Here is a 24863-nt window from a genome sequence, read left to right as displayed (position 1 = left end):
TCGGGCAGGATCAGTCGGGCAGGATCGTCACCGGCATGTCGCCGCCTCCCGTCGGGGGCGTCACGGTCACCACGTCTCCCGTCGGAGGCGTGGTGGTCTCCACCCGCCGGCAGCTCTCGCCGCAGCCGCCGTACCGCTCGCCGTCGACCGGCGTGAACTCCGTCGGCGGCACGCCGCGCAGCGCCCGCAGCATGGTGTCCTTCCAGATCGGGCCGGGGATGCTGGCGCCGAACACCGAGCCGTAGTAACGGCCGCCGATCGTGACGCCGTTCAGCTTGTACTTCTGGGCGCCGCGCGGATCGCCGACGCTGACCGCACCCGCCAGGTCGGGGGTGAACCCGGCGAACCAGGCGGAGGAGGAGTTGTCGTTGGTGCCGGTCTTGCCCGCCGCGTCGCGCCCGATGCCGCCGACCGCCGCCATCGTGCCCTTGGTCAGGACGCCCGACAGCACGTGCGCCGCCGCGTCCGCCACCTCGGGGTCGAGGACCTGGCGGCACTTGGGCTTGTAGTCGGTGGTCTTGCCGGTGCTGTCGGTGATCTGGGTGATCGCCATCGGCGCGCAGTACTTGCCGCGCGCGCCGATCGCGGCGTAGGCGTTGGCGACCGTCACCGGGTCCATCTCGTTGATGCCGAGCGTGAACGTCTCGAACTCCTGGAGCGGGGCGCCGTCGGAGCGGTGGATGCCCAGCGACTTGGCCGTCTTGACCACCTCGCAGAGCCCGACCCGCTGCTCCAGCAGCATGAAGAACGTGTTGACCGAGTGCCAGGTGCCGGTCTGCAGGGTCAGCCAGCCGGGCGCTCCCTCGTCGTTGGTGACCGTGAAGCCGGTCTCGCCCACGTTCGTGCCGTCACAACTCTTGAACGCCGTGGAGGCCGGTGCGGTGTAACCGGCGCCCGCGCTGAACCCGTCGTTGATCTTCATGCCCTGCTTCAGCGCGGTGAGCAGGGTGAACGTCTTGAAGGTCGAACCGGCCTGGAAGCCCATGCCACCACCGTGCGCGGCGTCCGCCACGAGGTTGTAGGACATCTCGTTCTTGCTCCTGCGCGTTCCGTACGGGCGGCTCGCGGCCATCGCCTTGATCGCCCCGGTGCCGGGCTGGACCAGCGCCTCGGCGGCCACGGGGTTGTCGGACGGGTGGACCCACTTCCTGATCGCCCTGTCCGCGGCGGCCTGCATCGTGGGGTCGATCGTGGTCTTGATCGTCAGGCCGCCGCGGTTGAGGAACGCCAGGCGCTGCTTGGCCGTCTTGCCGAAGTCGGGGTTGCTGAGGATCTCGTTGCGCACGTAGACGCAGAAGTACGGATACGTGCTCGACTCGCAGCCGCCGGGCAGCGGGGTCCCCTTGTAGCCGAGCTTGGCCTTCTTCGCCTCGGCCGCCTGGGCCTCGGTGATCTTGCCCAGCTCGGCCATCCGGTCCAGCACGACGTTGCGCCGCTTCAGCAGCCGGTCGCGGCTGGTCTTGCCCAGGTTGGGGTCGGTGGCGTTGGGGTCCTGCACCGCTCCCGCCAGCGTCGCCGCCTGCGGCAGCGTCAGCTCGCTCGCGCTGATCCCGAAGAACCGCTTGGCCGCCGCCTCGACGCCGTACGCGCCCGCGCCGAAGTAGGCGATGTTGAGGTACTTCTCCAGGATCTGGTCCTTGGAGTACTTCTTCTCCACGCCCATCGCGTACCGCAGCTCGTTGAGCTTGCGGGCGTAGCTGGCCTCCAGGGCCTTGTTCTTCTCCGCCTCGGTCTGGGCGGCGTTGAGCAGCACCTGCTTGACGTACTGCTGGGTGATCGACGAGCCACCCTGGGCCACCCTGTCCGACTGCAGGTTCCTCGCCAGGGCGCGCAAAGTGCCCTCGATGTCGATCGGGCCGTGCTGGTAGAACCGGTAGTCCTCGATCGAGATGATGGCCGTCTTCATGATGTCGGCCATCTGGTCGAGCGGGACGACCTCGCGATACTGCTCGTAGAACCGCGCGATCTCGTGGCCCTTCACGTCCTGGACGACCGAGACCTGCGCCAGCGGGGGCTCGGCGAGGTCCCGGGGCTCGATGCCCACGTCCTCGACGGCCGACACCAGCCCGACGCCCGCGCCTCCCACCGCCGGCAGCGCGATCCCCGCGACCAGCACGCCCGCCGCCGCTCCCATGGCGGCCAGACGCAGCACCTTCCCCGCAGCGTTCACCGGATCCTCCCCCAAATGGCTATAGACAAGGTTATGGGGCCGTAAAGCGCGGTCGGCCCCATAACGCGCTGTTACGGCAGCGCGTTACGGCAGCCGGCCGAGACCGCGCGCGAGCACGGTCGCCGTCTGGGCGACGACCTTGTCGTCGCTGGAACCATCGGCCGCCAGGCGGTTGGTGTAGATCGCCATGACGATCGGCGCGGCGTCCTCGGCCGGCCAGACCACGGCGATGTCGTTGGCGGTGCCGTACGTGCCGCCGGTGCCGGTCTTGTCGCCGACGATCCACGTCGTGGGCAGCCCGGCGCGGATGCGCGCGTCCCCGGTCGTGTTGTCGCGCAGCCACCCGATCAGCCGGGAGCGGTCCTTCGCGCCGAGCGCGTCGCCCACCGTGAGCGCGCGCAGGTCGCCGGCGATCGACGCGGGCGTGGTGGTGTTGCGCTTCTGCTTGGGCGACCACGCGTTCAGCTCGGTCTCCCAGGCGTCCAGCCGGGAGATCGGGTCCTTGAGCGTGCGGAAGTAGCGGGTGAGCCCCTCGGGACCGCCGATCCGCTTCAGCAGCATGTTCCCGGCGGTGTTGTCGCTGTGGATGATCGCCGCCCGGCACAGCTCTGCGAGGGTCATGCCGTCTTTCACGTGCTTGCCGGTCTCCGGCGAGTTCGGCTTCACCTCGCCGGCCGTCCAGTGGACGACCTTCCGCGTCAGCTCGCGGTCGGTGGTGCGGGCCAGCACCGCGCCTGCGGCCATCGCCTTGAAGGTGGACGCCAGCGCGAACCGCTCGCCCGCCCGGTAGCCGATCGTCTTCCCGGTCGCCGTGTCGATCGCGTACGCGCCGATGCGGCCCTTGAACGACGCCTCCAGGGCGCGAAGCGCCGTGGACACGTCCGTCCGGGGCGCGGCGGCGGCCGGGGTCGCCGCGGGAACGGCGCCGACCAGGATGGAGACCGTGATCATGGCGGCTTTCAGCGTAACCGGCAGCGTCCGTGTCATCAGGTGTCCTTGCTCTCGTCCGTCACAGGTGCGTTAGACGCAGGAGCAAAGCAAAGTGTTCGGAACATGTCCAATATTCATATGGACAACCAACCGATATCGGTTCACCTATGCACCAAGCTCAGGGGCGAGCCGGGGAAGCACGGAGCGAATGGACGGCGTATCCGACGGCGGCGCCCACCGCGTACCAGAACAGGTCGGGAGCGTTGAACGTCGTGCCGAGCACCAGCCGGGCCAGCGTGCTGTGCGCCGACAGCTCGGCCGGCACTCCGGTGAGCTGGGCGAACTCGACCAGCCAGCTCACACCGAGCGCCACGGCCGCCACCGCGAACGGCCGGGCGCGCGGCGCGGCCACGACGACCAGCGCGTACACGAGGAGGGTGTAGAGGAGGTCGCCCGCGTACTTGGCGACCGCGCCCGGCAGCAGCGCCCGGACCGCCAGGCCGGCGGCCACGACCACCACGGCGGCGGCCAGGGCGGCGAGTCGGCGATGCGGCATCCGGGCACCCTATCGGGAATCCGGCGTTTCTCGGCCGTCAGCGGATCCGGTGGTAGCGCACCCAGATGTCGCCGCCGATGTTCCCGGACAACCGCAGCACGACGCCGTCCGGATCGGGCGGCACGGGAGAGGTGTTGTGCACGCGCTTGGGCCGGATCCACCCGGCGGAGGTCACCTCGTCGGCGACCACCCGCCAGCCGACCGGCACCCGGATGACGACGTCCCCGAACATCGAGTCGCACCGGACGGTCATGTCGATCTCGCGGTGCGGGCATTCCGCGTGCCGGAAGTCCACCACGGCCGTCCGCCAGGTGCAGTCGAGCGTGATGCGCGGCGGCACCGTCCAGCGTCCGGTCTTCCTGACGGCCCGCGCGCCGCGGGTGAACAGCAGCAGCTCGTCCGCCCGCTTCGGCAGCCGCTCCCCCGCCGGGGTCGGGGGCAGGTCCGCGACCAGGGCGTCCAGTTCGCCGTACGTGCGCGCGGCGTACGCGCGGTCGAGCCGGTCGGTCAGCTCGTCCAGGGTGATACGGCCCTCGCCGACGGCGGCGCGCAGCCTCTCGGCGATACGGTCCCTGTCCCGATCTCCGGCGCGTAATTCCGCCTGGTCGTTCACAAATTCAGCAGTTTAGTAATCGGCATTAGACGCACGCCAGGCACGAATATCCGTTATCGGAGTGTTCGTCAGCCCGAAATACCCGAGCACGCGGATCTCCTATGCTGACCGGCCATGGACGGCATTCCGGCCACGCTCGGCACCGCCTGCGCGGTCTTCGCGGGCACCAACGTCGACGACGTCGTCATCCTGACCGTGCTGTTCCTGTCCGCCCGCGCGAAGGGCCGGCCGCGCCCCTGGCAGATCGTCGCCGGTCAGTACGCCGGCATCGCGGCACTCGTCGTCGTGTCGGGCGTCGCCGCCCTCGGCCTCGCGGTCGTCCCGGACCAGTGGGTCGGCCTGCTCGGCCTGGTCCCGCTCGCCCTCGGCGTACGCGGACTGGTCGCGGCGCTGCGGGCGTCCGGCGGGGACGGGGCGCCCGCGACGCCGGTGGCCACGGGCGTCCTGTCGGTCGCGAGCGTCACCGTCGCCAACGGCGCGGACAACATCTCCGTCTACACGCCGCTGTTCCGCACCATCGGGCCCGGCGCCACCCTGCTCACCGTCGCCGTGTTCGCCGTACTCGTGGCCGTCTGGTGCGCGGCCGGGTCCTGGCTGGGCTCGCACAAGAAGGTCGTCGAGTTCGCCGAGCGGTTCGGGCACTGGCTCGTCCCGCTCGTCTTCGCCGGGATCGGCACGCTGATCGTGCTCGAATCCGGGGTCGTCGGCCGCCTGATCGCCCTTCTCTGAACTTCACGGCCACTTCGTCGGCTGCGCCCCTGACCGGCCACCACACAACGCGAAAAATCACCCCATGGAACGATCTAGCCGGAAAAACGATCGCTAGTTAAACTCCGAGTCAGCTTCGGCCACCCGTCTCGGGTGGCCGTTCGCTCGTCGCCCAACGGGGAGGGCCGCACCCTCCCATGCCCGTGGGCGGCACGGCTCCTCCACGCCTGGACGGCGAGGCCTCACAGGTCTCCATGGAGGTGTCGTGTCGAAGAAGCCCCCACCTGCCTACGTACGGACCACAGCGATCGTCGCCGGCCTCGGCCTCGTGACAGCGATGATCCCGGCGGCCTCCGCCGCCGCGGACCCGACCCCCAGCCCGTCGCGGTCCTGGAGCGCCACGGCCCTGACGGGCGCCGAGCGCGTGCAGGGCGCCAAGTCGGCCAGCGGCCGGCTCGCCAAGAGCGACGCGGCGCTGCTCGCCTCGAAGTCGCCGGAACGGACGAGCGTCGTCGTGAAGCTCGACTACGACTCGCTCGCGGCCTACAAGGGCGGCCTGCCGGGGCTTCCCGGCACCAGCCCGTCGGTCACCGGCAGGTCGCTCAACCTGAAGAGCGGCGACGCGGCGAAATACCAGAAGCACATCGAGGGCATCGAGAACACCTTCCTCAGCGAGCTGGGCAAGAAGATCCCCGGCGTCAAGGTGGGGCAGAAGCTCCGCACGGTCTACGGCGGCGTCGCCCTGACCCTGCCCGCCGACAAGGCCGCCGACCTGCTCAAGCTGCCCGGTGTGGCGGCCGTGCAGGAGGACAAACGGGAGCAGCCGCTCACCGACTCCAGCGCGGAGTTCATCGGCGCGACCACGATCTACAACCAGCTCGGCGGCGCGAAGTCGTCGGGCAAGGGCGTCATCGTCGGCATCCTGGACACCGGCGCGTGGCCGGAGCATCCCTCGTTCGCCGACCCGGGCACCCTTCCGGCTCCCCCGCCGAAGGCGGACGGCACCCCGCGTACCTGTAACTTCGGCGACAACCCGCTCACGCCGGCGGCCGACCCCTTCCCGTGCAACAACAAGCTGATCTCCGGCCAGCCGTTCCTGGAGACGTACAACGCGGTGGTGGGCGGAGAGGTGTACGGGGACAGCGCCCGTGACTCCAACGGCCACGGGACGCACACCGCCACCACGTCCGCGGGCGGGCCGGTCGACCACGCCAACCCGCTCGGCATCGACCGCGGCGCGATCCACGGCATCGCGCCCGCGGCCCACGTCGCGGTCTACAAGGTCTGCGGTGCGGAGGGCTGCTACCAGTCCGACTCGGCGGCCGCGGTCGCGCAGGCGATCGCCGACGGCGTCAAAGTGATCAACTTCTCGGTCGGCGGCGGCGCCGACCCCTACAGCGACCCGGTCGAGCTCGCCTTCCTCGACGCGTACGCGGCGGGCGTGTTCGTGTCGGCCTCGGCGGGCAACTCGGGCCCGGGCGCCGGGACGACCGACCACCGCGGCCCGTGGGTGACCACCGTGGCGGCCTCGACGCAGACGCGCACCTACCAGTCGACGATCACGCTGACCGGCGGGCCGTCGATCAAGGGCGCGTCGATCACCCACGGCATCTCCTCGCCGCTGCCCGTGGTGCTCGCGTCGGCCCCGCCGTACAGCGACCCGCTGTGCGTCAACCCCGCGCCTCCAGGGCTGTTCGCCGGGAAGATCGTCGCCTGTCAGCGCGGCCCGAACCGGGTGCTCAAGGGATATTCGGTCAAGCAGGGCGGCGCCGCGGGGATGATCCTCTACAACTCCTCGCCGCTCGACGTCATGACCGACAACCACTGGCTGCCGACGGTCCACATCGACAAGCCGGAGACCGACGTGCTGCTCGCCTGGCTGAGCACGCACCCGGGCGGCACGGCGAGCTTCACCCAGGGTGAGAAGACCACCTGGCAGGGCGACGCGATGACCACGTTCTCCTCGCGCGGCCCGGGCGGCGACTTCCTCAAGCCGGACGTCACCGCGCCCGGCCTGCACATCCTGGCGGGCAACACCCCGACCCCCGAGTCGCCGCTGGAAGGCCCCCCGGGCAACCTCTACCAGGTGATCGCCGGCACCTCGATGTCGTCGCCGCACGTCGCGGGCGCGGGCGCGCTCGTGTTCGCGCTGCACCCCGACTGGACGCCGGGTCAGGTCAAGTCGGCCCTGGAGACCACCGCGACGACGAAGGTCACCAAGCAGGACCGGACCACCCCGGCCGACCCGTTCGACTACGGCGGTGGCCGCATCGACCTGACCAAGGCGGGCGACCCCGGGCTGACCCTCGACGAGACCGCGGCGAACTACGCCGCCTCGGCCGCCGACCCGATGAACCGGATCGACCTCAACCTCCCGTCGGTCAACGCGCCCGTCATGCCGGGCGTGATCAGCGCCAAGCGCACGCTCGTCAACGCGACCGGCAAGACGCTGACCTACGCCGCGTCGGGCACCACCGTCAGCGGGGCGAACATCACCGTGCTGCCGCCGCTGTTCACAGTGAAGCCGGGCAAGAGCCAGAAGATCACTGTCGTCATCACCGCGCCGGACCTGCCCGACGGGCAGTACTTCGGCCAGGTGAACCTCAAGCAGGTCGGCGGCAAGCGGGAGCAGCACCTCCCGGTGGCCTTCTACCGGCAGGAGGGCGCGGTGCCGGTCGACCAGACCTGCGCCCCGAGCACCATCGCCAAGAACACCGGCGAGTCCACCTGCACGGTCACGGTCCAGAACAACACTCTGGAGGACGCCGACGTCACCGCGCTCAGCACGCTGAACACCAAGCTGCGGCTCAACGGCGTCACCGGCGCGACCAAGATCGGCAGCCAGATCGTGACGGCCAAGGGCACGCTCGCGGGCAGGCAGCCGGACAAGCCGACCATCGCTCCCGGCGAGACCCCGGCGGGCTACCTGCCGCTCTCGGCCTTCGGCATCGCCCCGACGCCCATCGGCGACGAGGAGGCGCTCAACTTCAACGTCCCGGCGTTCACCTACGCCGGCCGTACGTACAACAGGATCGGCATCGTCTCCGACGGCTACACGGTCGCGGGCGGCACGAACGGCTCGGCGGACATCCAGTTCGCCCCGCAGACGCTCCCCGACGCCACGCCGCCGAACGGCGTCCTCGCGTCGTACTGGACCGACCTGAACGGCGAGGGAGCCCCCGGCGTCTACGTCGCCAGCCTGACCGACGGGGTGAACAGGTGGCTCGTCGTCGAATGGCGCGTCTACCTGTACGGCACGAACAGCCTCAAGGTCTTCCAGCAGTGGATCGGGCTCAACGGCACCGAGGACATCTCGTACGCCTACGACCCGGGCAACCTGCCCGGTGACCCGGGGGCGACCTACGGCCTGACCGTCGGCGCCGAGAACGCGGACGGCACCGCAGGCAGCCAGATCAGCGGCCCGCCCACGCAGGACTACCGGATCACCAGCACGCCGGGCGCCCCCGGCGGCGCGCTCACCTACTCCTTCACGGTCAAGGGCGTGTCCTCGGGCACCGGCACCGTCACGACCGCCACCTCCACCCCCCAGGTGAAGGGCATCACGGTCGAGGTCGACAAGATCACCGTTCAGTAGGTTTTCCGGAGCTTGTGGAGAGGCCCGGCGGACATGCAGTGTCCGCCGGGCCCTTGCCACGGCGGGCGAGATCAGCCCACGGTCACGGTGGCGTACTGGTAAAGGGTCGAGCCGTTCTCGTCCCCGGTGTGCTTACGGCCGGTCATGACCTGGTTGTAGCCCGCCTTCGACGTGTGCTTGCTTTCCTTGTAGGCATAGGTCCACCCCGCCCCGGTCAGCCCCACCAGCCGCCCCTGCCAGAACAGCTGAGCGGGGCGGTATCTCGTCAGGCCGTTCTCGTCGCCCTGGTGCCACCTGCCGACAAGCGCCTGGCCCGCCGGGGCCATATAGACATGGCTGCTCTCCCTCTGCGCGTAGCTCCAGTCGAGCACGCGCACCTGGACCCGTTCGCCGTTGATCCAGATCGAGCTGCAGTAGTAGGTGGTCTGCTTGTTCTCGTCCCCGTAGTGCGAGCGGCCGGTGAGCACCTGGTCCGTCGGACAGGTGAACTGGACGCCGTCGGGCTCCCACACGGTCTGGGAGTAGTTCTCATCGACGCTGATCGTCACCGTCTCGGCGGACGCCGCGGGGGCGGGAGAAGCCATGGTCGCCGCCGTGACAGCGGCCAGGCCGGCGAGTACCGCCTTGGGGTATGTCTTCATCTTCTGCGGTTCCTCTTCACTTTCGATCGACTTCCACACGGTCGCCATCGGCGGAGGAGCATCGCCCGCTCCTTGCTGTGGCGGCAGGCGAGATCAGCTCTCGAAGGTCACGGTGGCGTACTGGTATCGGGTCTTGCCGTTCTCGTCCCCGGTGTGCGAGCGGCCGGTCATGACGCGGTTGTAGCCCGCCTGGGTGCCGTGGCTGCTTTCCTTGTACTCACCGGTCCAATAAGCGCCGGTCAACCGCACCTGCCGCCCCTGCCAGTACAGCGCGGCGGTGCGGTACCTCGTCGGGCCGTTCTCATCGTCCTGGTGCCACCTGCCGACGAGCACCTGGTCCAGCGGGGCGATATAGCTGGATCGGCTCTCCTTCTGCGCGGAGGTCCAGTCACCCATGTGCACCTGGACCTGCTCGCCGTTGATGAAGATCCAGCTGCAGTAGTAGGTGGTCGGCGCGTTCTCGTCCCCGTAGTGCGAGCGGCCGGTGAGTACCTGGTTCGTCGGACAGGTGAAGGCGTCCGCCCACTCCCGCACGGTCTCGGAGTAGCCCTGCCTGACGCTGATCGTCACCGCTGCGGCGGAGGCGGGAGAAGCCACGGTCACGGCCGCCGTAGCGGCCAGGGCAGCCATCACAGCAGGCGCTGCTTTGAGGAGGAATGTCCTCATCTTCTTCGATTCCTTCCACTTGCGGTCGGGTGCGCGAGACGGGAGTGCCAGGCCGCATCGAGATCGCCTTCTTCGACACGGTTGCCACAGCCCAGGAGCATCGCGGCGCTCCCTAGTGATCGGCTAAAAGCGATGGGCTTGTGATGCCTTGTGGCGAAGGTGGCGGTCGGTCTCCTCCGGCACATCGATGGCCCCCGCGACCCCTTGGGCCGCCCGCATAGTGGGTTCAGTCGGCGATGGCGATCTGGGCGCGTACGGCGGGGCTGAGCCCGGCCAGAAGGCGATCGGCGCGGCCGTCCGTGGTCGCCCTGAGCAGGGCCGCGGTGACAGCCGGCGGCACGTACTCCAGCACCCGCCGGGCCCGCCGGGTCGTCATCGCCTCGACTAACCGGACCGCGGCGGGTGTGGCGCCGAGCGCGTTGAGGATGTCCGCGGCGACCCGGTCGGCGACGTCCGCCAGGATGCTCGCGCCCCGGCTCGCGGGCAGCTGCCGCAGCAGCGCGGCCGCTCCCCCGGCGGTCATGTGACCGACCACCCGCCCGGCCTGATCGGCCGGCAGCAGGGCCAGCACGCCGGCCGCCCGGGACGGGTCGCCGGCCATGGCGTCCAACGCCTGCCCGGCCGCACCGGGCGCCATCGCGGCGAGCGCCGCGGCGGCGCTGTGTAGAGAAGAGCCGTGCAGGCCTGGCGGCGTTTGTGGCGGCTGGGGTGGTCGCGACCGCGGCCTCTCGACCGGCGGCTCAGGACGCCGCGGGGCGGCGATCGCCGCCAACCGGCGGTCGAGTTCGGCCGCCCCCATCCGCAGGGCGGGGTCCTTCCTGAGCAGCCCGGCGATCACGTCGTACAGCGGCCCGCGGCGGCGAGGCGGCGGAAGGTCGTCGTTGCAGACGGCGTACACGGTCGCGTAGGGGCTTTCCCGCCGGAAGGGCGAGTAGCCTTCCAGCGCGCAGAAGAACGTGATTCCGAGCGACCACAGGTCGGCGGCGGGTCCCACCGCACGCCCGTCGATCCGCTCCGGCGCCATGAACTCCGTGGTGCCGAGCATGATGCTGTGGGAGGTGAGTCCGCTCTCGCCGGCGATGTGAGCGATGCCGAAGTCGACCAGGACCACGTTTCCGTCGCGGCCCACGAGGATGTTGGCCGGCTTGACGTCGCGGTGCAGCACATGCGCGGCGTGCGCGGCCGTTAGCCCGGCCAGCACGTCGCGTCCCACGGCGGCGATCTCGGGCTCCGGCAACGGCCGCCGCCGCATCAGGTCGTCCAGGGAGCCGCCCTCCACGTAGACCATGACGATCCACGGCGAGCCGTCCTCCTCGAAGACGTCGTAGATCTCGGCGATCGCGGGGTGTCTGATCCGGGCCAGCGACCGGGCCTCGCGCAGAGCCCTCGCCCGCTGGACCTCGACTCTCTCCCCGTACGGCGTCAGGGAGATTTCCTTGAGCGCGACGAGCCGGCCGAGCGTCCTGTCCATCGCAAGCCAGACCGTGCCCATGCCGCCGCGGCCGAGCTGGGACCTCAGCTCGTAGCGGTCCCTGATCACCCGCCCCGGGTGCGCCATCGGAGCCTCAGTCGTCATCGGGCAGCAGCTCGACTCCTCCGGGGCGCTCGGCACCGGTCCGCGGCACCCGCATGGTCCTGGCGTCCGGCATCCGCCTCAGCTCCTCGTCCTCCAGCGAGTCGTACGCGTCGGTCTCGCCGACGGTCTCCGCGCGGGTGCCCGTCGGTCCCCGGTACGCCGCGCCGTCCTCGGGAACCGTGACGACCGGTTGCGGGCCGGTGTCGCCCGTACGGGACCAGATGCGCCACATGTCCTGTGAACGGCCCGCGGACGGGGCAGGCGTCCCGGGGCCGGCCATGGCGTGCGAGGTGAAGGTGCCCCGCGCGTCCCGGAACTCGTGTTTCTCGGCCAGCGCGAGGACCTTCTCGTAGTTGCCCGGCCGCTGCATCAGCTTGACGGTGACCGGCAGGCACTCGATGAGGAGGAACAGCAGGAACAGCAGCAGGCGGGTGACGCTGAGGCTGGTGTCCTTGCCCGTCACCTCGTTGAGCGCCTGGATGCGGATGAGCAGGCCGTTGGTCGCCATGTTCTCCGCGTCGAAGGACGCCTGCAGGTCCGCCTGCCGTCTGATCCCGGCGTCGAGCTGCGCCTTCGCCTTGGGCAGGGCGTCCTGCGCGCTCGCGAGGCGGGCCTGCTTGGCCTCCTCGCTGCTCGCGCTCAGCTCCCGCTTCCGGTCCTCGATCTGCCGGTTGATCAGGTCGATCCGCCGCTTGTCCTTCTCGTACGCGCGCCGGCTGTCCTGGGCGAGAGGGCCGTCGCCCTTCTTCGGGCACGACGGCCCTCCGTACAGCTGGCACTGCCACTCGTCGTAGTGCTTGTCGGCCAGCTTCTGCTGCCTGGCGCGCTCGGCGGTCAGCGCCTTGACATTCGGGTCCTGCTCGGTGTCGATGGGCACGTCACCACCGGAGGAAATGACTTTTTCCAGGTCCGCCACCTCCTTGCGGAGCTGGCCGACGTCCTTGCCGACGTTGCCCTGCTCCTGCTGCACGAGGAACGCGTCCGCGCGCCGCTGCTTGATCTGAACGATTTGGGCATCGATCTCGGACCGGAAAATCTGGAGCACCAATGGCGTGGAGATGACGAAGCCGAGCAGGAGTGCCATGAGAATGCGCGGAACGGCCAGCGGCCAGCGGCGCGGGGCGTCCGCCTTCATCGTGCTGACCAGCCAGCGGTCGAGGCTGAGGATCATGAGGCCCCACGCCAGCGCGATGAGGACGGCCAGGACGACGTTGACGCCCAGAGCGCTGTTCAGTGCGAAGGTCATCGAGACGACCGCGAGGACGGCCGTGGTGAGCACGGCGCCGCCGATGCCCTCGAACTTCCCGTACTCGGTGGGGCACCGTTCGAGCACCTCGGGCCGCGCTCCGGACAGCGCAATCAGAAACCGCCTCATGTTTCTCCTCGCCTACGCGCACCATATTGGAACGTGGCATAACGCTCGAGACTCGGGCTATCGTAGATCCCCGCCGTAAGATTGCGGGTAACCGATAATCATTCGACGCAACGACACAACAAGAAGCATAGCGTTATGACAAGTCGTCTTTTTATAGTTACCAACTAGTTCGGATATGAGGGGACGGGGGCGACGAATAGGACATCAGACGGAGGATCCGTGTCAGAGCCCGACAAGGCTCTGCTTCGCAAGGCCGTCGCCCGGGCCGTTGCGGGGCTCACCGCCACCGGCCGCCTCACGATCGTGGAGGTCGCCGCCGACGGCATGACCGTCTTCCGAATCCACCGGGACGACAACGGCAGGCCTCGCTGCCACTACTGGTCGTTGTCATGGGAGGAGCTGACCTCCGAGCAGGCCGTGCTCCGGGCCGCCGACCCGCTCTCCGCCGACGAGGTCGTCCTCGTCTGCTCCTTTCCTGACGGCGCGGAGGCGAACCAGGCGCTCGGCTGGCTGAGCGAGGCGCGGCCCGCCGCCGTCTTCCCCTTCACCGGGCCGGTCACCGCGGTCGTCGAGGACGTCCTGGCCTCCGACCCGCTGTCACGGTCGTACGACCTGGTCGTGATGCGCGCCGACCCCGCGACCGGGCGGCTGCGGCTGGGGAGCAAGCAGCTGTTCCCGATCGGCGCCCTCCCCGGGACCCGGTCCGAGGTGGCCGTCCGCTGCGAGCCCGGAGACGAGTACGGCACGGCGTTCGCCGTGGTCACCTGGCAGGGCCGGGAGCCCAGACTGCTGTCGGTGCACAGCGCCGGGCTCACCCCCGGGCGTTACCTGCTGACGGCCGAACTGGTGCGACCGGGGAAGGTGCGCTTCACCGGCGTGCCCGAGCTGACCCGGGACCCGCGCGGCTGGGCCGACCTCGTCGCGGCGGCGCCGTCACAGTTGCCGCCCAGGGCCGCACCGGCGCATCTGATCTGCGCGGTCGAGGTGTGCGGGCCGGACGCCAAGGTGGAGGAGCGACTGAGCCGAGTGCGGCAGGTGGTCAGCTTCCTGTCCGCCGAGCTCTCCGGCCTTCTGCGGGTCTCTCTCGTGGCCTACGGCGCGCACTCCTACGACGACCGGTCAACCGGAGAGCATCCGGTGGAGGTCGCCGCGTGGCAGGTCGCGCCCGAGCGCGCGCTGGCCGCCCTCGAACTGCTGGAGGAGCGCGGCGCGATCACCGAGGGATACCCCTACTACCCCCACGCCGCCCAAGTGGAGGACATGCTGGACGCGGTGACCCGGCGGCTCGCGGCGTCGGAGCACGTGCGCACGGTCCTGCTCACGGTCGGCGACCGCCCGCCGCACCCGGCGCGTACGAACCGGTCGCTGATCCTGCCCTGCCCGCACCCGCACGACTGGCGGTTACTCGTGGGCCGTGTCCAGAGCCGGCCGGACACCGTGCTCGCCGCGATCTGCGACCGCCGGGACGCCTCCGCGCACCCGGCCTGGCGCCGCCTCGGCGCGGACGCGCTCGCGCATCTCGACGCCCTCGACATCCGGGGGCTGGCCGCCGACCTGGGGCTGGCCGCGCCCGCCGCCCTCCCCATCCCGTTCCCCCTCCTCGACGAGACGGAGTGAGACCAGGCATGCAGTCCGACCCGACACCGGGACCACCGGCCCACGACATCGCCATGTGGGGCGCCCCCGGCAGCGGCAAGACCACGCTGCTGGCCGCCCTGAACATCGCGCTGATGCGGCGGAAGGACGACTGGAAGATCATCGGATCCGACGCCGCCTCGTCCGACTACCTCATCGAGAGAACGAGCGCGCTGTCGAGCGGGAAGATCTTCCCGGAGGCGAGCCAGAGCCTGGAGCACTACCGCTGGACGCTGATCGGGCCGGCCGAGCGGCAGGAGCGCCGCTGGCTGCGCAGAGCCCGGCCCGCCCCGCCGCTGAAGATCGGCATCAGCATGTTCGACGCGCCGGGAGGTCTGTTCAGCGCCGGCCCCCTCCGGCCCGGGAACGGCCCCGAGATCGTCGACGACCTGCGCCGGCGCATGATGGACAATCTGGCGAAGAGCCGAGGCCTGGTCTTCCTCTTCGACCCCATCCGGGAGTTCGAGCTCGGTGACGCCTTCGACCACCTGCACCCGCCGCTCACCCGCCTCGCCGAGAAGATGCTGGAGACCGGCGAGCTGCGGGACGGGATGCTCCCCCATCACGTCGCGGTCTGCATCACGAAGTTCGACGACCCCCGGGTGCTGGAGACCGCGGAGAAGCTGCACCTGCTCGACTCCGCGCCGGACGACGAGTACGGATTCCCCCGGGTGAGCAGCGAGGACGCCCGTGACCTGTTCCGGGCGCTGTGCGAGGTGTCCGCGAGCGGCAACGCGGACATGGTCGTCAACGCCCTGGACCAGTTCTTCCACCGCACCCGCGTCGAGTTCTTCGTCACCTCGTCGATCGGCTTCTACGTACGGCCGCAGACCAAGACGTTCGACTGGAACGACTACCAGAACCTGCTGCCCGAGGCGGGCAGGGACCTGCGGATCCGGGGACAGGTCCATCCCATCAACGTCGTCGAGCCCATGCTGTGGCTCGGACGGCGCCTCGCCGCGGGCGGGCCCCGGTGATCGGTTTCGAGTGGGCCCTGGAAGGCAAGCGGCCCGGCAGTTACGACGAATACGGCCTGTTGGAGTGGAGCGACGGGCGGCTCGATCGCGAGGTGTTCGACAAGCTCAGGCACCGCTACACCGCGGGCACCGCCGGCGACCTGCCCCAGGTGACGATCGGGACCGCGAGGATCAGCGAGAACGGAGAGATCTCCCACTACCTGGTCCTGGCGATCAGGGAGTGGTCGGGTCACCACGACTTCGCCAACCGCAAGATCGCCTACACCCGGTGGTTCTACGTGCCGTACGAGCAGCTCGTCGACCGGCCCGTGTCGTACAGCTCGCTCTACACCGCCTTCGCCGCGTTGCCGCCGGCGCCGCGGCCTCCGCTGACCGTGGACGTGCCGCCGTACGACCCGGAGGCGGTGTCGCCCGGGCCGGACACGCTCTCGGCCGCGGCGCTGCTGCTGAACGGCCGGCCCGTGTGCGTCATCGGCGCCGACAACGTCCCCATGATCGATCGGCTGCGGTTCGCGGACACCGTCGCGGCGCTGCTGCCGTACGGAACGCGGACCAGGTTCACCGCGGCCACCTGGACCAGCAGCACGAGCGAGCACACCATCAAGCTGTCGTTCGCGCGGCACGCCCCCGAGGGGGCACAGGCGGTGGTCTGGGGACGCCCGGCCGAGAGCGTCCACGACCAGACGCCGTCGAAACTCTGCTACCGGTTCTACACACGGTCCGACGTCCCGGTGACGGAAATGATCGCAAGGCTCGCCCGGGAGACCGAACCGCTGTCGATCGAGAAGGACCGGCCCAAGGTGCTCCACCTGGTCGAACAGTCCGGTTGCGCGGCGCCGGAGACCGAACCCGAACCGGCCCCCTCTCCGCCTGACCCTCCTCCCACCCCGCCCGTGAGCCCCACGGACACCACTGACACCACGGACACCACCGACACCACGGTGGCGTACCGGAACGGCTCGGGAAACGCCTTCACCGAGGCGCTGGCCGACGCGCTCACGTACGCCGCGGACGTCCGGGCCGCGGTCGAGGATCTGGCTCGCTCGGGCACCGACCCCACCAGGCGGCAGCACCTCCAGAGGGTCCTGCTCCAGCGCAACTGCTTCCGAAGTGTGATCGATCCCCGGAGTGACGCGGACCAGCTATACGCACGCCTCGTGGACGCGGCCTTTCCGCCCGAGGAGATGCGGAGGCAGCCCAGCCAGGACGTCGCCGACCTTCTCATCTGCTCGCCGAGCACGCCGAAGACCGTCCGGCGGATGCTCGTTCCCCTCCTCGACGCTGTGGACGCGCCCCCGGCCGGACGCCGGTGGACCTGGCGGGCCCTGGACCGGCGGGTGCGCCTGGCGGTGACCCTGACGGGCACGGCCGCGCTCGTCGCGGCGGCCGTCGTGGCCGTCTTCCTGACTCTGGGCGACGCGAGGGAATCTCCCCCGGAGGTCTTCTCCCCGCCGCCGGCGAAAGTGGTCGTCCAGGCGCCCGCCGACCAGCGGTACGCCGCCCAGGTCTTCGCCGAGAGACTCCGCCGCGACGGCTATGCCCCGGCCATCGAGCCGATCGACCCCGCGACCGTCACGCCGCCCGTTGGCATGCCGGCCGTGACCATCGCGTACGACCTCGACGTCCTCGGGGCGGTCAGCGGCGGTCAGTACACCGGCAGGGACGTACGGGAGGACCTGCGGGCGTGGGGCCTCAGCGAGCTGGCGGACCTTCGCGTGACGAACCCCGACGTCCTGCTCGTCAAGGACGGCATCAAGCCGGAAAGATTCCTCGACCGTCCCGGCGAGGGCGACGACATCCTCGTCCGCAACACGATCGGCGGGGAGCAGCTGCGCGCGCTGACCGAGCGTGGCGTCCGGCTGACCACCGTCCCGGCCCAGGAGATCTCCCGTCGGCTGGCCGAGGGCTCCGCCGCCGCCGCGATCGTTCCCGAGAACGCGAGCGTCTTCGAGGGCTACCGGCGCCTGGCTCCGCGAGACCTGCCGCTACCGCAGCGCAGGCTGGTCGTGCTCGTCAACAACGCGGTGGGCGAGCCGATGCGGCAGGACCTGCTCCAGGTCATCGGAGCAGCGGATCTCGGGCACGCGCCGCAGGGCGACCCCACGCTGAAGGCGAAGGCCCTCGTCGACCAGATCGCCCCGGTGGTGGACCCGACGCCCCAGGAAGAGCCGGAAGGGACGACTTCCTTCCCGTACGCCCTCTTCTTGGTGGTGGTCGCCCTCGCCTTCGTGGCGGTGGTGCTGTTGATGTGGCGGCCCGCCCGGCTCGGCGGAACGGTCAGCCGGCACCGCCGGTGAGCGTGTCGGTGGCGCAGCAGGCGGAGCCGGCCTCCTTCTGGACGGTGCCGATCGTGAGGCTGCCGGCCGTGGGGCTGTCGGCCTTGACCACGTACACCTCCCAGGGCTCGCCGCCGGGGCCGTGCACCCACACCTTGTCCTGGAGGGCGTAGCAGCAGGTGGTGTCGTTCTCCTCGAAGGTCGCCAGGCCGGCCTCCTTCAGGCGTTCGGTCGCCGCCGTGACCTGGGCGTCGTCCTCGACCTCGACGCCCAGGTGGTCCATCCGGGTCGGCTCCCCCGGCTCGCCCTCCAGGAGGACCAGCTTGAGCGGCGGCTCGGCGATGGCGAAGTTGGCGTACCCGGGCCGGCGCTTGGCGGGCTCGACGCCGAAGAGAGTGGAGTAGAACGCGATCGAGCCTTCCAGGTCGGCGACGCGCAGAGCGAGCTGAACACGGGACACGGGCCCTCCTTCTGATCAGAGAATGACCGCAGTTTGCGCTCTTGCCTAGATAAGTGTCAAATTAGACACATGTCGAAACAAGGGCTGCCAACCGTCGACGCTTGTTGCGCACCGCTGACCCGCGAACCGCTGCCCGAGAGCGAGGCGACCGAACTGGCGCCGCTGTTCAAGGCGATCGCCGATCCCGTACGGCTGCGCCTGCTGTCGCTGATCGCCTGCCACGAAGGCGGCGAGGCGTGCGTGTGCGACCTGACGGGGGCCTTCGACCTCACCCCGCCGACGATCAGCCATCATCTGAAGGTGCTCAGGCAGGCCGGGCTCGTCGAGTCCGAGCGCCGGGGCACCTGGGTCTACTACTGGCTCAACCCGGCCGTACTGGCCCGGATGTCGGCCCTGCTCACGCCCGCGTCGAAGGCCTTCGCCGAGACAGCGTGACGCCGATTGGAGGAGCACGTGTCCGAGCATGTCGACAAGGTGAGAGCCGGTGTGGTCGCCGACCTCCAGCCCGGCGTCATCATTCGCCCCATGCGGGAGACCGACGCCACGCAGGTTCTTGCGATCTACCAGGCCGGTCTCGACGGCGGAAACGCCAGCTTCGAGACCACGGCGCCGACCTGGCACGCGTTCGACGCCGCGAGGCTGCCGCTCCACCGGCACGTCGCCGTCGACGCCGCCAGCGGGCAGGTCATCGGCTGGGTCGCGGTCAGCGCCGTCTCCTCCCGCTGCGTCTACGCCGGAGTGGTCGAGCACTCCGTGTACGTCCACCCCGACCACGGTGGCCGCGGAGTCGGGCTGGCGCTCCTGAAAGCCCTTATTCAGTCCACCGAGGCCGAGGGCGTCTGGACAATCCAGTCGGGCGTCTTTCCCGAGAACACCGCCAGCCTGCGTCTGCACGAGAAGGCCGGCTTCCGCGTCGTCGGCACCCGCCACCGCATCGGCCGCCACCACGACCGCTGGCGCGACGTCGTCCTCCTCGAACGCCGCAGCACCGTCACGGGTCTTTGACCCTCCTCCCGTCCAGGTTGATCGTTGTAGCCTCCTTCGTGACCGCCGACCGTGAGGAGCACCGTGCCCGGCAAGATGACCGAGGACGAGGTGGCTGAGTGGCTCAGGTCGCGGGCGATACCGCTCAATGGCCTGCATCCGGGCGCCGGAACCGCCGACCTGGCACCGTTCCGCGCCGTCCTGGAGGGGGGTGCGGGTCGTGGCGCTCGGCGAGGCCACGCACGGCAGCCGGGAGTTCTTCCTGATCAGGCACCGGTTGCTGGAGTTCCTGGTCGAGGATCTGGGCTTCACGACGCTCGCGGTGGAGGCCAGTGCCTCGGCGTCGCGAGCGGTGGACGACTACGTGCAGGGCGGCTCCGGCGATCCGGTTCAGGCCCTCGCCGGTCTGGGCTTCTGGACGTTGCACACGGCGGAGATGCTGTCGGTCGTCCAATGGCTGCGCGACCACAACCGCACCGCCTCGCGGAAGGTACGGTTCGCGGGGATCGACCCGCAGTGTCCGGCGGCGTCGCTGGATGCCCTGCGTACCCACCTCGGCGATGACGCGCCGGGCCTGCTCGGCCCCCTCGCTCCCCTTGCCGGAAAGCGCCTGGGCGTCGGCCCACCGCTCGACCGGCAGATCGAAGCCCACGCCCGCCGCGTGGAGGACTTCCTGGCCGGCCGGGCCGCCGTCTCCGACCCGGATGACGCACTGGAGCATGCGCGGATCGTGCGGCAGAACGCCGATCTCGCGAGCCGGCCGTTCCGGCATCCAGACCCCGCCCAGACCGTCAGCGTCGCTCGCGACCGCTATCTCGCCGACAACCTGGACCTGCTCCTGGCCGACCCGAACGCCAAGGTCGCCCTCTGGGCGCACAACGGCCACATCATGAAGGGCAGCCACAGCGGCGGCTCGGTGCCCGCGATGGGTTGGCATCTCAGCCGGCGCCATGGTGAGGCGTACTACGCACTCGGTGTGCTCTTCGGAGAGGGCCGGTTCCGGGCCCGCCGGCCACGATTCGGAAAGGTGAACCCGGCCAAGCCCCCGGTCACCTTCCACGCCCCGCTCGTCCAGAGGCCGATGATCGTGGAGGCCCACCTGGCGACCGCTCATCCGGGTGAGCATGTGATCGACCTGCGGGGCGGACCACGGCCGGAGACCGTGAATCAATGGCTCGGCGAACCCCTCCAGATGCGTAGCTACGGCGCGGTGGCGCGGCGGTTCACCTACAAACTCAGCTACATGCCCACAGTGCTCGCCGAGCACTTCGACGGCATCGCCTTCGTGCCCGAGACCACCGCCTCAACCCCTCTGTGAATTCCGGCACTGTCGATTGTGCGGCTGCTTCGGGGCCGCACCCGGGGCCTCCGGAGGAAGGGCGTGGCGATGACCCCGTACAGGACGGATGCGCGTGCCAGGCGTAAGGGAGGAAGAAGGGCCGGCCTCTGGGGTCCCGTTCTGGTAAATCTCGGACTGGGTCTGCCCGCGAGTGTGCCGCTCTATCTGGCGTGGTGGCTGCTGACCGAGTACCTGCCGATGGACTGCAAGAGCACGGAAGACCTCGCCAGGCCGGGTCTCGTCAACTGCGACTACACGACTCTCGATCACGCGTACCCCGTCATGCTTCTCCTGACGGTGACCGGCGCCTTCATGGTGGCATCGGTGGTTGTGATCGACGTGATTCTCCCGCTCCGGCGCGGACGAAGGCGGGCGGCATGGCTTGGCGCGGCCGTGCTCATCCCCGTCCCGTTCGCGGTGTGCCTGGCGCTGGCCTGAGTACGGCGGCGAGCTGGGCAAGTCAGGTCCGATCCACCTCGGAATCTTGCTGTGACCCCCAACCGTGGATCAGCAGGTCGAACACCGTCTCCACCACCGCGCGCGGATCGTGTCGGCCATTGGCCAGGATCGGGATCTCCAGGACGAACCGCGCGAGTGCCGAGCATGCGAGATCATCCCTCTCCCGGCCGAGTTCCTCCGCGATCACGGCGCCGAGGGCGCCCGCATGTCGCATCCACATACGCTCCGCGTACTCACGAAGCGCGGGCGTCTGGTCCACCAGCGCATTGTGCTGATGCAGACGGGGATCCGACGTGATCGACACCCAGGCCTTCAGCGCGTGGACGCGGAGCGCCTCGACCACGCTCTGGCCCTCGGGCCGTTCGCGGACGGCGGCGGTCAGCTCTGCCTCGACTTCCTCCTCGCGGTCGAAGACCAGCGCCTCCTTGCTCGGGAAGTGCGCGAACAGGGTCGTCGTCGACACGTCGGCTTTTTCGGCGATGTCGCGGACGCTCACTCGTTCGAAACCGTGCTCCAGGAAGAGCTCCAGGGCGGCGTCGGCGATGGCCTGCCTCGTCGCGGCCTTCTTACGCTCGCGACGGCCAACGGTCGGAGAGTCGGGCATGACGTCACTGTACTCCACAACTGAACTGAAGCAGAAACTGGAACAGTTGCACTTGTGGACTCATTTCTGCTTTCGTGGTCTCCGCAGGGGTTGCCGCCCATCGTGGTCGCGGCACCGGTCCTCGCCGCGCCATGGCGGCGCCGGGAACCCCACCGACGAAAGGAATCCACCATGGGCTCTCCGACCCCCGTGAACGCGCGGATCAGCATCATCGGCGCCGGCCCGGGAGGCCTCACGTGCGCACGCATCCTGCAGCGGCACGGCATTCCGGTGACGGTGTACGACCGTGATCCGGATGCGAACTCCCGCAACCAGGGAGGTTCGCTCGACCTGCACGAGGAAGACGGCCAGCTCGCACTCCGTGAAGCGGGCCTGCTGGAGGAGTTCTTCGCGCTCGCCAGGTTCGAGGGGCAGGAAATGCGCCGGATGGACCCGGCGGGGCGCGTCCTGGCCCACCATGTGCCGGACGAGGGCGAAACGGTCAGCCCCGAGATCGACCGCGGACAGCTTCGCCATCTCCTGCTGCGTTCACTCGCTGCGGGGACCGTTCAGTGGGGACGCACTCTCGAATCGGTGAGCGGACCGGCCGACGGGCCGCGAACACTGACGTTCACCGACGGGACGGCCGTCGAGGCGGATCTCGTGATCGGCGCGGACGGCGCCTTCTCCCGCGTCCGCACCGCCGTGTCGCCCGCGACACCGCTTTACACGGGAGTCAGCTTCCTCGAGGCATGGTTCGACGACATGGAGACCGCGCACCCCGAGCTTTCCGAACTGGTCGGGAAAGGCAGCGCCCACGCCGGTGACGGGGAGCGTGGCCTCTTCGCGCAGCGGAACAGCGGCGGCCACATGCGCGTCTACATCATGCAGCGCGTCCCCGTGGACTGGATCGCGGCGAACGGGCTTCGCGCCGACGACACCGAGGGCATCCGCGCCCATCTACTCCGCGAGTACGCGGCCTGGTCACCGCAGATGCTCCGGATGATCACCGACAACGACGGCGCCTACGTCGATCGGCCGCTCTTCGCCCTGCCGGTGCCGCACACATGGGAGCACTCGCCCAGCGTGACGCTCCTCGGAGATGCCGCACACCTCATGCCACCGCTGGGCGTCGGCGTCAACCTCGCCATGCTCGACGCCGCCGAACTCGCGCTCGCACTCGTCCGCTCCGCCACGATCGACGACGCCGTACGCAACTACGAGAAATCGATGCTTCCGCGCTCGACCGAAACAGCCCAGATGCTCGAACACGGCGCCGAGGCCCTTCTGGCCGTGCCCGACCCAGACGAGACCGGGCCGTTGGGTCACGCCCAGCACTGACGTGTCCGGATGCATTGCGGGGCGGGGCCGCTTTGCTGATCTTGGTGATCGAGGGCGCTCGCGTGCGATGCCGGGGCGCACGGCGGTGACCGCATGGTGCCTCAAGTGGATGCATGGGTTCTGTTAGCATCACGCCGATGCTCCACCCTCGTGCCTGAAGAGCGGCCACGCGTCGCCCCCCTTCACCATTGGGCTTGATGCGGAAGCGGTCCCCTTAGGTCCGCAGCGTTCACCGCCGAACACCGGCCTGACGCTGCCTTTTCGAGGTCTCCTCATGTCGTCGCAATCCGCAGCGTCCTACTACGCCGTTCTTCGCACCCCTCTCGCCGGACGCACCTTCGTCGCAGCGCTGGTCGGACGGTTGTCCTACGGAATCGTCTTTCTTCTCCCTGGTCCTGGCATTCACTCAGGCCACCGGCTCCTACACCCTGGCCGGCCTGGTGACCATCGGCTCACTGGCGCTGGCGTTTTCGCCCGCCGCAGGTCCAGCCGCTCGCGGAAGCTCTCGGGCTGCCGGGGTGCCAAGCCGTCGTCCAACGAGCGCACCAACGGCTGGCGGAGTCTGCTCGCGACCACCGCCGGCCTGCGCCAGCCCATCCTGGTCGCCGGCGGCGTAGGCATGGCGCTGGGCGCGCTGAACCTCCTCGTCGTGGCTTTCGCCGAGCAATACGCGGGACTTGCCGCGGTCGCCTGGGTCGAGGCCGCACTGGCCGCCGGAAGCGCTGCCGGCGGCCTGGCCTATGGCGCCGTGTCGTGGCGGCTGAACCTGGAACGTCGGCTGCCCCTGTTGGTGACGCGTTGGCCGTGCCTCTGGCCGCCGCCGGGTTCGTATCGAACTTGGTCGCGCTGTGCTTGCTGGTCGGCGTCGCAGGGCTGTTCGTCGCTCCGGTCCTCACCACGGCCTACATGCTGGCGGACAGGGCCGCGGCTCCCGACTCGAAGACGCAGGCCGGCGCGTGGGTCAATACGGCGTTCAATACCGGAAACGCCGCGGGCTCGGCTTCCGTGGGACTCCTCATAGGACACCTCACCCTGGCCGCATGCTTCGCGGTCGGCGCGCTACCGTCCCTCCTCGGCGCACTCGCGGGACTGAGGAGGCGCCGTCCCACCGAGCTCTCCAAAAGGGATGCTTCGCTGCATGACGGCGCCCCGGAGAAAGTCGTTGATCTCTCGCTGCTGGGCCGCGTCGAATACCCTCTTCGGGATAATGACGGCAAACCGTTGGTGCGTGTAAAGAAGCCAGAACTCCCGGGTTTCGCGGATCTTCAGGAATGACGCCCATAATCTTATGGAGGTGTACTGGGCCGTCTTCGCGTGGTATGCCTCGTTCGTCAGGCGGATCGCTGTGGGAAGGCAGAACTGTGGGGCCTGAAGGCGGGCTGTCCGGGTGACCCGCCAGGTCGCCAAGGGCCCGCAGAGAAGCCCGCAGGTGAGCAGGAAGGTGCCGAATCCGGCATCCCCGCTGGTCACCCTCATGAGTCCCATGGCCGCCAGCACCGGTGTCATCATCCAGAAGATGATCAACCGCTGTCGGCCGATGATCGCGCTCACGGCGCGCTTGAACTCATCTCGGGTCAGCTCGTAGTCGCCGCTGATGTCCATGGGACCATCTTTCCGATCGAGCAACCCCGACGCCATGGGCTGGCCTCCTGACGCGCTACGCCCTCAAACGAGGCATGCCAGAGCGACCGAAAACGGCATCTGTCAAACATGTCCTGGGACTGACATGTCAAGCATGTCGCGGGACAGGACAGGTTGCACTGCCGAATTACCGCCCGCAGCTCGGGCTGCCCGCCGCGCGCCCAATTCAAGGCCCTCGCCGACCGAATCGCCGCGCCGTCACCTCAGCAGCCAGTCGCCATTCGCTAACCGTTCGGTCCTCTTGAGCAATCGTCAAGACCTGTGGATCACGAGTTCCTAAGCAGCTGCTGGTGAGGGCTGATCGTCGGGGCGTTCGAGGAGCTTGCCGTTGATGAAGG

The 24863-nt window shown here is 69.5% G+C and carries 21 protein-coding genes and 1 pseudogene; 11 read left to right on the top strand and 11 right to left on the bottom strand.

Translation table 11 applies throughout. The annotated features are described in order from the left end of the window. Window positions 1-10: 10 nt before the first annotated feature. The 4 genes from ABZ857_RS40385 to ABZ857_RS40370 all read right to left on the bottom strand — a co-directional run bounded on the left by ABZ857_RS40385 (window position 11) and on the right by ABZ857_RS40370 (window position 4269). Window positions 11-2170 carry a transglycosylase domain-containing protein gene (locus ABZ857_RS40385; RefSeq protein WP_357054949.1) on the bottom strand — a complete coding sequence of 720 codons (2160 nt, stop codon included), beginning with the start codon at window positions 2168-2170 and terminating at the stop codon, window positions 11-13. Between the two features lie 84 nt (window positions 2171-2254). After that, a complete protein-coding gene (gene bla, locus ABZ857_RS40380; RefSeq protein WP_357054946.1) occupies window positions 2255-3157 on the bottom strand; it encodes a class A beta-lactamase in 903 nt (300 codons plus the stop codon). 121 nt (window positions 3158-3278) lie between these two features. Beyond that, window positions 3279-3656, bottom strand: coding sequence for a DUF2809 domain-containing protein (locus ABZ857_RS40375; protein ID WP_357054943.1), 378 nt, complete (start codon window positions 3654-3656; stop codon window positions 3279-3281). 37 nt (window positions 3657-3693) lie between these two features. Continuing rightward, window positions 3694-4269 carry a DUF1707 domain-containing protein gene (locus ABZ857_RS40370; protein ID WP_357054940.1) on the bottom strand — a complete coding sequence of 192 codons (576 nt, stop codon included), beginning with the start codon at window positions 4267-4269 and terminating at the stop codon, window positions 3694-3696. A gap of 114 nt (window positions 4270-4383) precedes the next feature. On the opposite strand from ABZ857_RS40370, the gene ABZ857_RS40365 reads away from it, so the two are divergent. Then, a complete protein-coding gene (locus ABZ857_RS40365) occupies window positions 4384-4998 on the top strand; it encodes a cadmium resistance transporter (protein WP_357054937.1) in 615 nt (204 codons plus the stop codon). A gap of 244 nt (window positions 4999-5242) precedes the next feature. Beyond that, on the top strand, window positions 5243-8572 hold the full coding sequence (locus tag ABZ857_RS40360) for a S8 family serine peptidase (RefSeq protein ID WP_357054935.1): 3330 nt from the start codon (window positions 5243-5245) through the stop codon (window positions 8570-8572). 71 nt (window positions 8573-8643) lie between these two features. On the opposite strand, the gene ABZ857_RS40355 is transcribed toward ABZ857_RS40360, so the two are convergent. The 4 genes from ABZ857_RS40355 to ABZ857_RS40340 form a co-directional block, all read right to left on the bottom strand. Next, window positions 8644-9213 (bottom strand): hypothetical protein, encoded by a 570-nt coding sequence (locus tag ABZ857_RS40355; protein WP_357054932.1) that lies wholly within the window; start codon window positions 9211-9213, stop codon window positions 8644-8646. A 93-nt stretch (window positions 9214-9306) separates the two neighbouring features. Beyond that, window positions 9307-9879 carry a hypothetical protein gene (locus ABZ857_RS40350; RefSeq protein ID WP_357054929.1) on the bottom strand — a complete coding sequence of 191 codons (573 nt, stop codon included), beginning with the start codon at window positions 9877-9879 and terminating at the stop codon, window positions 9307-9309. 226 nt (window positions 9880-10105) lie between these two features. Continuing rightward, on the bottom strand, window positions 10106-11455 hold the full coding sequence (locus ABZ857_RS40345) for a protein kinase (RefSeq protein ID WP_357054926.1): 1350 nt from the start codon (window positions 11453-11455) through the stop codon (window positions 10106-10108). Then, entirely contained in the window at window positions 11445-12830 is a 1386-nt protein-coding gene (locus tag ABZ857_RS40340; protein ID WP_357054923.1) for a DUF4407 domain-containing protein, read from the bottom strand. The genes ABZ857_RS40345 and ABZ857_RS40340 overlap by 11 nt, the downstream gene beginning before the upstream one ends. A gap of 219 nt (window positions 12831-13049) precedes the next feature. Here ABZ857_RS40340 and ABZ857_RS40335 point away from each other — a divergent pair, with 219 nt between their 5' ends. From ABZ857_RS40335 to ABZ857_RS40325, 3 genes are read left to right on the top strand one after another with little or no spacing between them, the layout of a single operon-like run. Further along, entirely contained in the window at window positions 13050-14447 is a 1398-nt protein-coding gene (locus ABZ857_RS40335; RefSeq protein ID WP_357054920.1) for a hypothetical protein, read from the top strand. A gap of 8 nt (window positions 14448-14455) precedes the next feature. After that, the gene (locus ABZ857_RS40330) at window positions 14456-15442 is read left to right on the top strand and encodes a hypothetical protein (RefSeq protein WP_357054918.1); all 987 of its coding nucleotides are present in this window, start codon (window positions 14456-14458) and stop codon (window positions 15440-15442) included. Further along, a complete protein-coding gene (locus ABZ857_RS40325) occupies window positions 15439-17739 on the top strand; it encodes a hypothetical protein (RefSeq protein ID WP_357054915.1) in 2301 nt (766 codons plus the stop codon). Before ABZ857_RS40330 ends, ABZ857_RS40325 begins: the two co-directional genes overlap by 4 nt. On the opposite strand, the gene ABZ857_RS40320 is transcribed toward ABZ857_RS40325, so the two are convergent. Further along, window positions 17720-18178, bottom strand: a complete 459-nt coding sequence (locus tag ABZ857_RS40320; RefSeq protein ID WP_357054913.1) for an ArsI/CadI family heavy metal resistance metalloenzyme — start codon at window positions 18176-18178, stop codon at window positions 17720-17722. The two genes, ABZ857_RS40325 and ABZ857_RS40320, sit on opposite strands and share 20 nt — an antisense overlap. A 69-nt stretch (window positions 18179-18247) precedes the next feature. On the opposite strand from ABZ857_RS40320, the gene ABZ857_RS40315 reads away from it, so the two are divergent. The 4 genes from ABZ857_RS40315 to ABZ857_RS40300 all read left to right on the top strand — a co-directional run bounded on the left by ABZ857_RS40315 (window position 18248) and on the right by ABZ857_RS40300 (window position 20939). Then, window positions 18248-18613 carry a metalloregulator ArsR/SmtB family transcription factor gene (locus tag ABZ857_RS40315; RefSeq protein WP_357054910.1) on the top strand — a complete coding sequence of 122 codons (366 nt, stop codon included), beginning with the start codon at window positions 18248-18250 and terminating at the stop codon, window positions 18611-18613. 18 nt (window positions 18614-18631) lie between these two features. After that, entirely contained in the window at window positions 18632-19183 is a 552-nt protein-coding gene (locus ABZ857_RS40310) for an N-acetyltransferase family protein (protein ID WP_357054908.1), read from the top strand. Between the two features lie 190 nt (window positions 19184-19373). Beyond that, complete coding sequence (locus tag ABZ857_RS40305) at window positions 19374-20480, top strand: erythromycin esterase family protein (RefSeq protein ID WP_357054905.1); 1107 nt, start codon at window positions 19374-19376, stop codon at window positions 20478-20480. 174 nt (window positions 20481-20654) lie between these two features. Next, entirely contained in the window at window positions 20655-20939 is a 285-nt protein-coding gene (locus ABZ857_RS40300; protein WP_357054902.1) for a hypothetical protein, read from the top strand. A gap of 22 nt (window positions 20940-20961) precedes the next feature. Here the strand turns inward: ABZ857_RS40300 and ABZ857_RS40295 are convergent, their stop codons facing one another. Next, window positions 20962-21564, bottom strand: a complete 603-nt coding sequence (locus ABZ857_RS40295; protein ID WP_357054899.1) for a TetR/AcrR family transcriptional regulator — start codon at window positions 21562-21564, stop codon at window positions 20962-20964. Window positions 21565-21735: 171 nt separating this feature from the next. Here ABZ857_RS40295 and ABZ857_RS40290 point away from each other — a divergent pair, with 171 nt between their 5' ends. Both ABZ857_RS40290 and ABZ857_RS40285 read left to right on the top strand, forming a co-directional pair. After that, window positions 21736-22884 carry an NAD(P)/FAD-dependent oxidoreductase gene (locus tag ABZ857_RS40290; RefSeq protein ID WP_357054896.1) on the top strand — a complete coding sequence of 383 codons (1149 nt, stop codon included), beginning with the start codon at window positions 21736-21738 and terminating at the stop codon, window positions 22882-22884. A gap of 753 nt (window positions 22885-23637) precedes the next feature. Further along, window positions 23638-23949: pseudogene (locus tag ABZ857_RS40285) on the top strand (hypothetical protein); the annotation flags it as partial. Here ABZ857_RS40285 and ABZ857_RS40280 read toward each other — a convergent pair. After that, a complete protein-coding gene (locus ABZ857_RS40280) occupies window positions 23944-24360 on the bottom strand; it encodes a YcxB family protein (protein ID WP_357055034.1) in 417 nt (138 codons plus the stop codon). The pseudogene ABZ857_RS40285 and the gene ABZ857_RS40280 overlap by 6 nt on opposite strands. Between the last annotated feature and the right edge of the window lie 503 nt (window positions 24361-24863).

This window comes from Microbispora sp. NPDC046933, assembly GCF_040644635.1.
Lineage (GTDB): Bacteria > Actinomycetota > Actinomycetes > Streptosporangiales > Streptosporangiaceae > Microbispora.
Note: the sequence above shows the minus strand (reverse complement) of the source record. Positions and strands in the feature narration are given on the sequence as shown.

Bases quoted from the DNA above. Each gene is read 5' to 3' on its own strand.
- ABZ857_RS40345 (WP_357054926.1), bottom strand. From the start codon at position 11,455: ATGACGACTGAGGCTCCGATGGCGCACCCGGGGCGGGTGATCAGGGAC.
- ABZ857_RS40315 (WP_357054910.1), top strand. From the start codon at position 18,248: ATGTCGAAACAAGGGCTGCCAACCGTCGACGCTTGTTGCGCACCGCTG.
- bla (WP_357054946.1), bottom strand. From the start codon at position 3,157: ATGACACGGACGCTGCCGGTTACGCTGAAAGCCGCCATGATCACGGTC.
- ABZ857_RS40280 (WP_357055034.1), bottom strand. From the start codon at position 24,360: ATGAGGGTGACCAGCGGGGATGCCGGATTCGGCACCTTCCTGCTCACC.
- ABZ857_RS40365 (WP_357054937.1), top strand. From the start codon at position 4,384: ATGGACGGCATTCCGGCCACGCTCGGCACCGCCTGCGCGGTCTTCGCG.
- ABZ857_RS40290 (WP_357054896.1), top strand. From the start codon at position 21,736: ATGGGCTCTCCGACCCCCGTGAACGCGCGGATCAGCATCATCGGCGCC.
- ABZ857_RS40375 (WP_357054943.1), bottom strand. From the start codon at position 3,656: ATGCCGCATCGCCGACTCGCCGCCCTGGCCGCCGCCGTGGTGGTCGTG.
- ABZ857_RS40330 (WP_357054918.1), top strand. From the start codon at position 14,456: ATGCAGTCCGACCCGACACCGGGACCACCGGCCCACGACATCGCCATG.
- ABZ857_RS40340 (WP_357054923.1), bottom strand. From the start codon at position 12,830: ATGAGGCGGTTTCTGATTGCGCTGTCCGGAGCGCGGCCCGAGGTGCTC.
- ABZ857_RS40295 (WP_357054899.1), bottom strand. From the start codon at position 21,564: ATGCCCGACTCTCCGACCGTTGGCCGTCGCGAGCGTAAGAAGGCCGCG.
- ABZ857_RS40350 (WP_357054929.1), bottom strand. From the start codon at position 9,879: ATGAGGACATTCCTCCTCAAAGCAGCGCCTGCTGTGATGGCTGCCCTG.
- ABZ857_RS40355 (WP_357054932.1), bottom strand. From the start codon at position 9,213: ATGAAGACATACCCCAAGGCGGTACTCGCCGGCCTGGCCGCTGTCACG.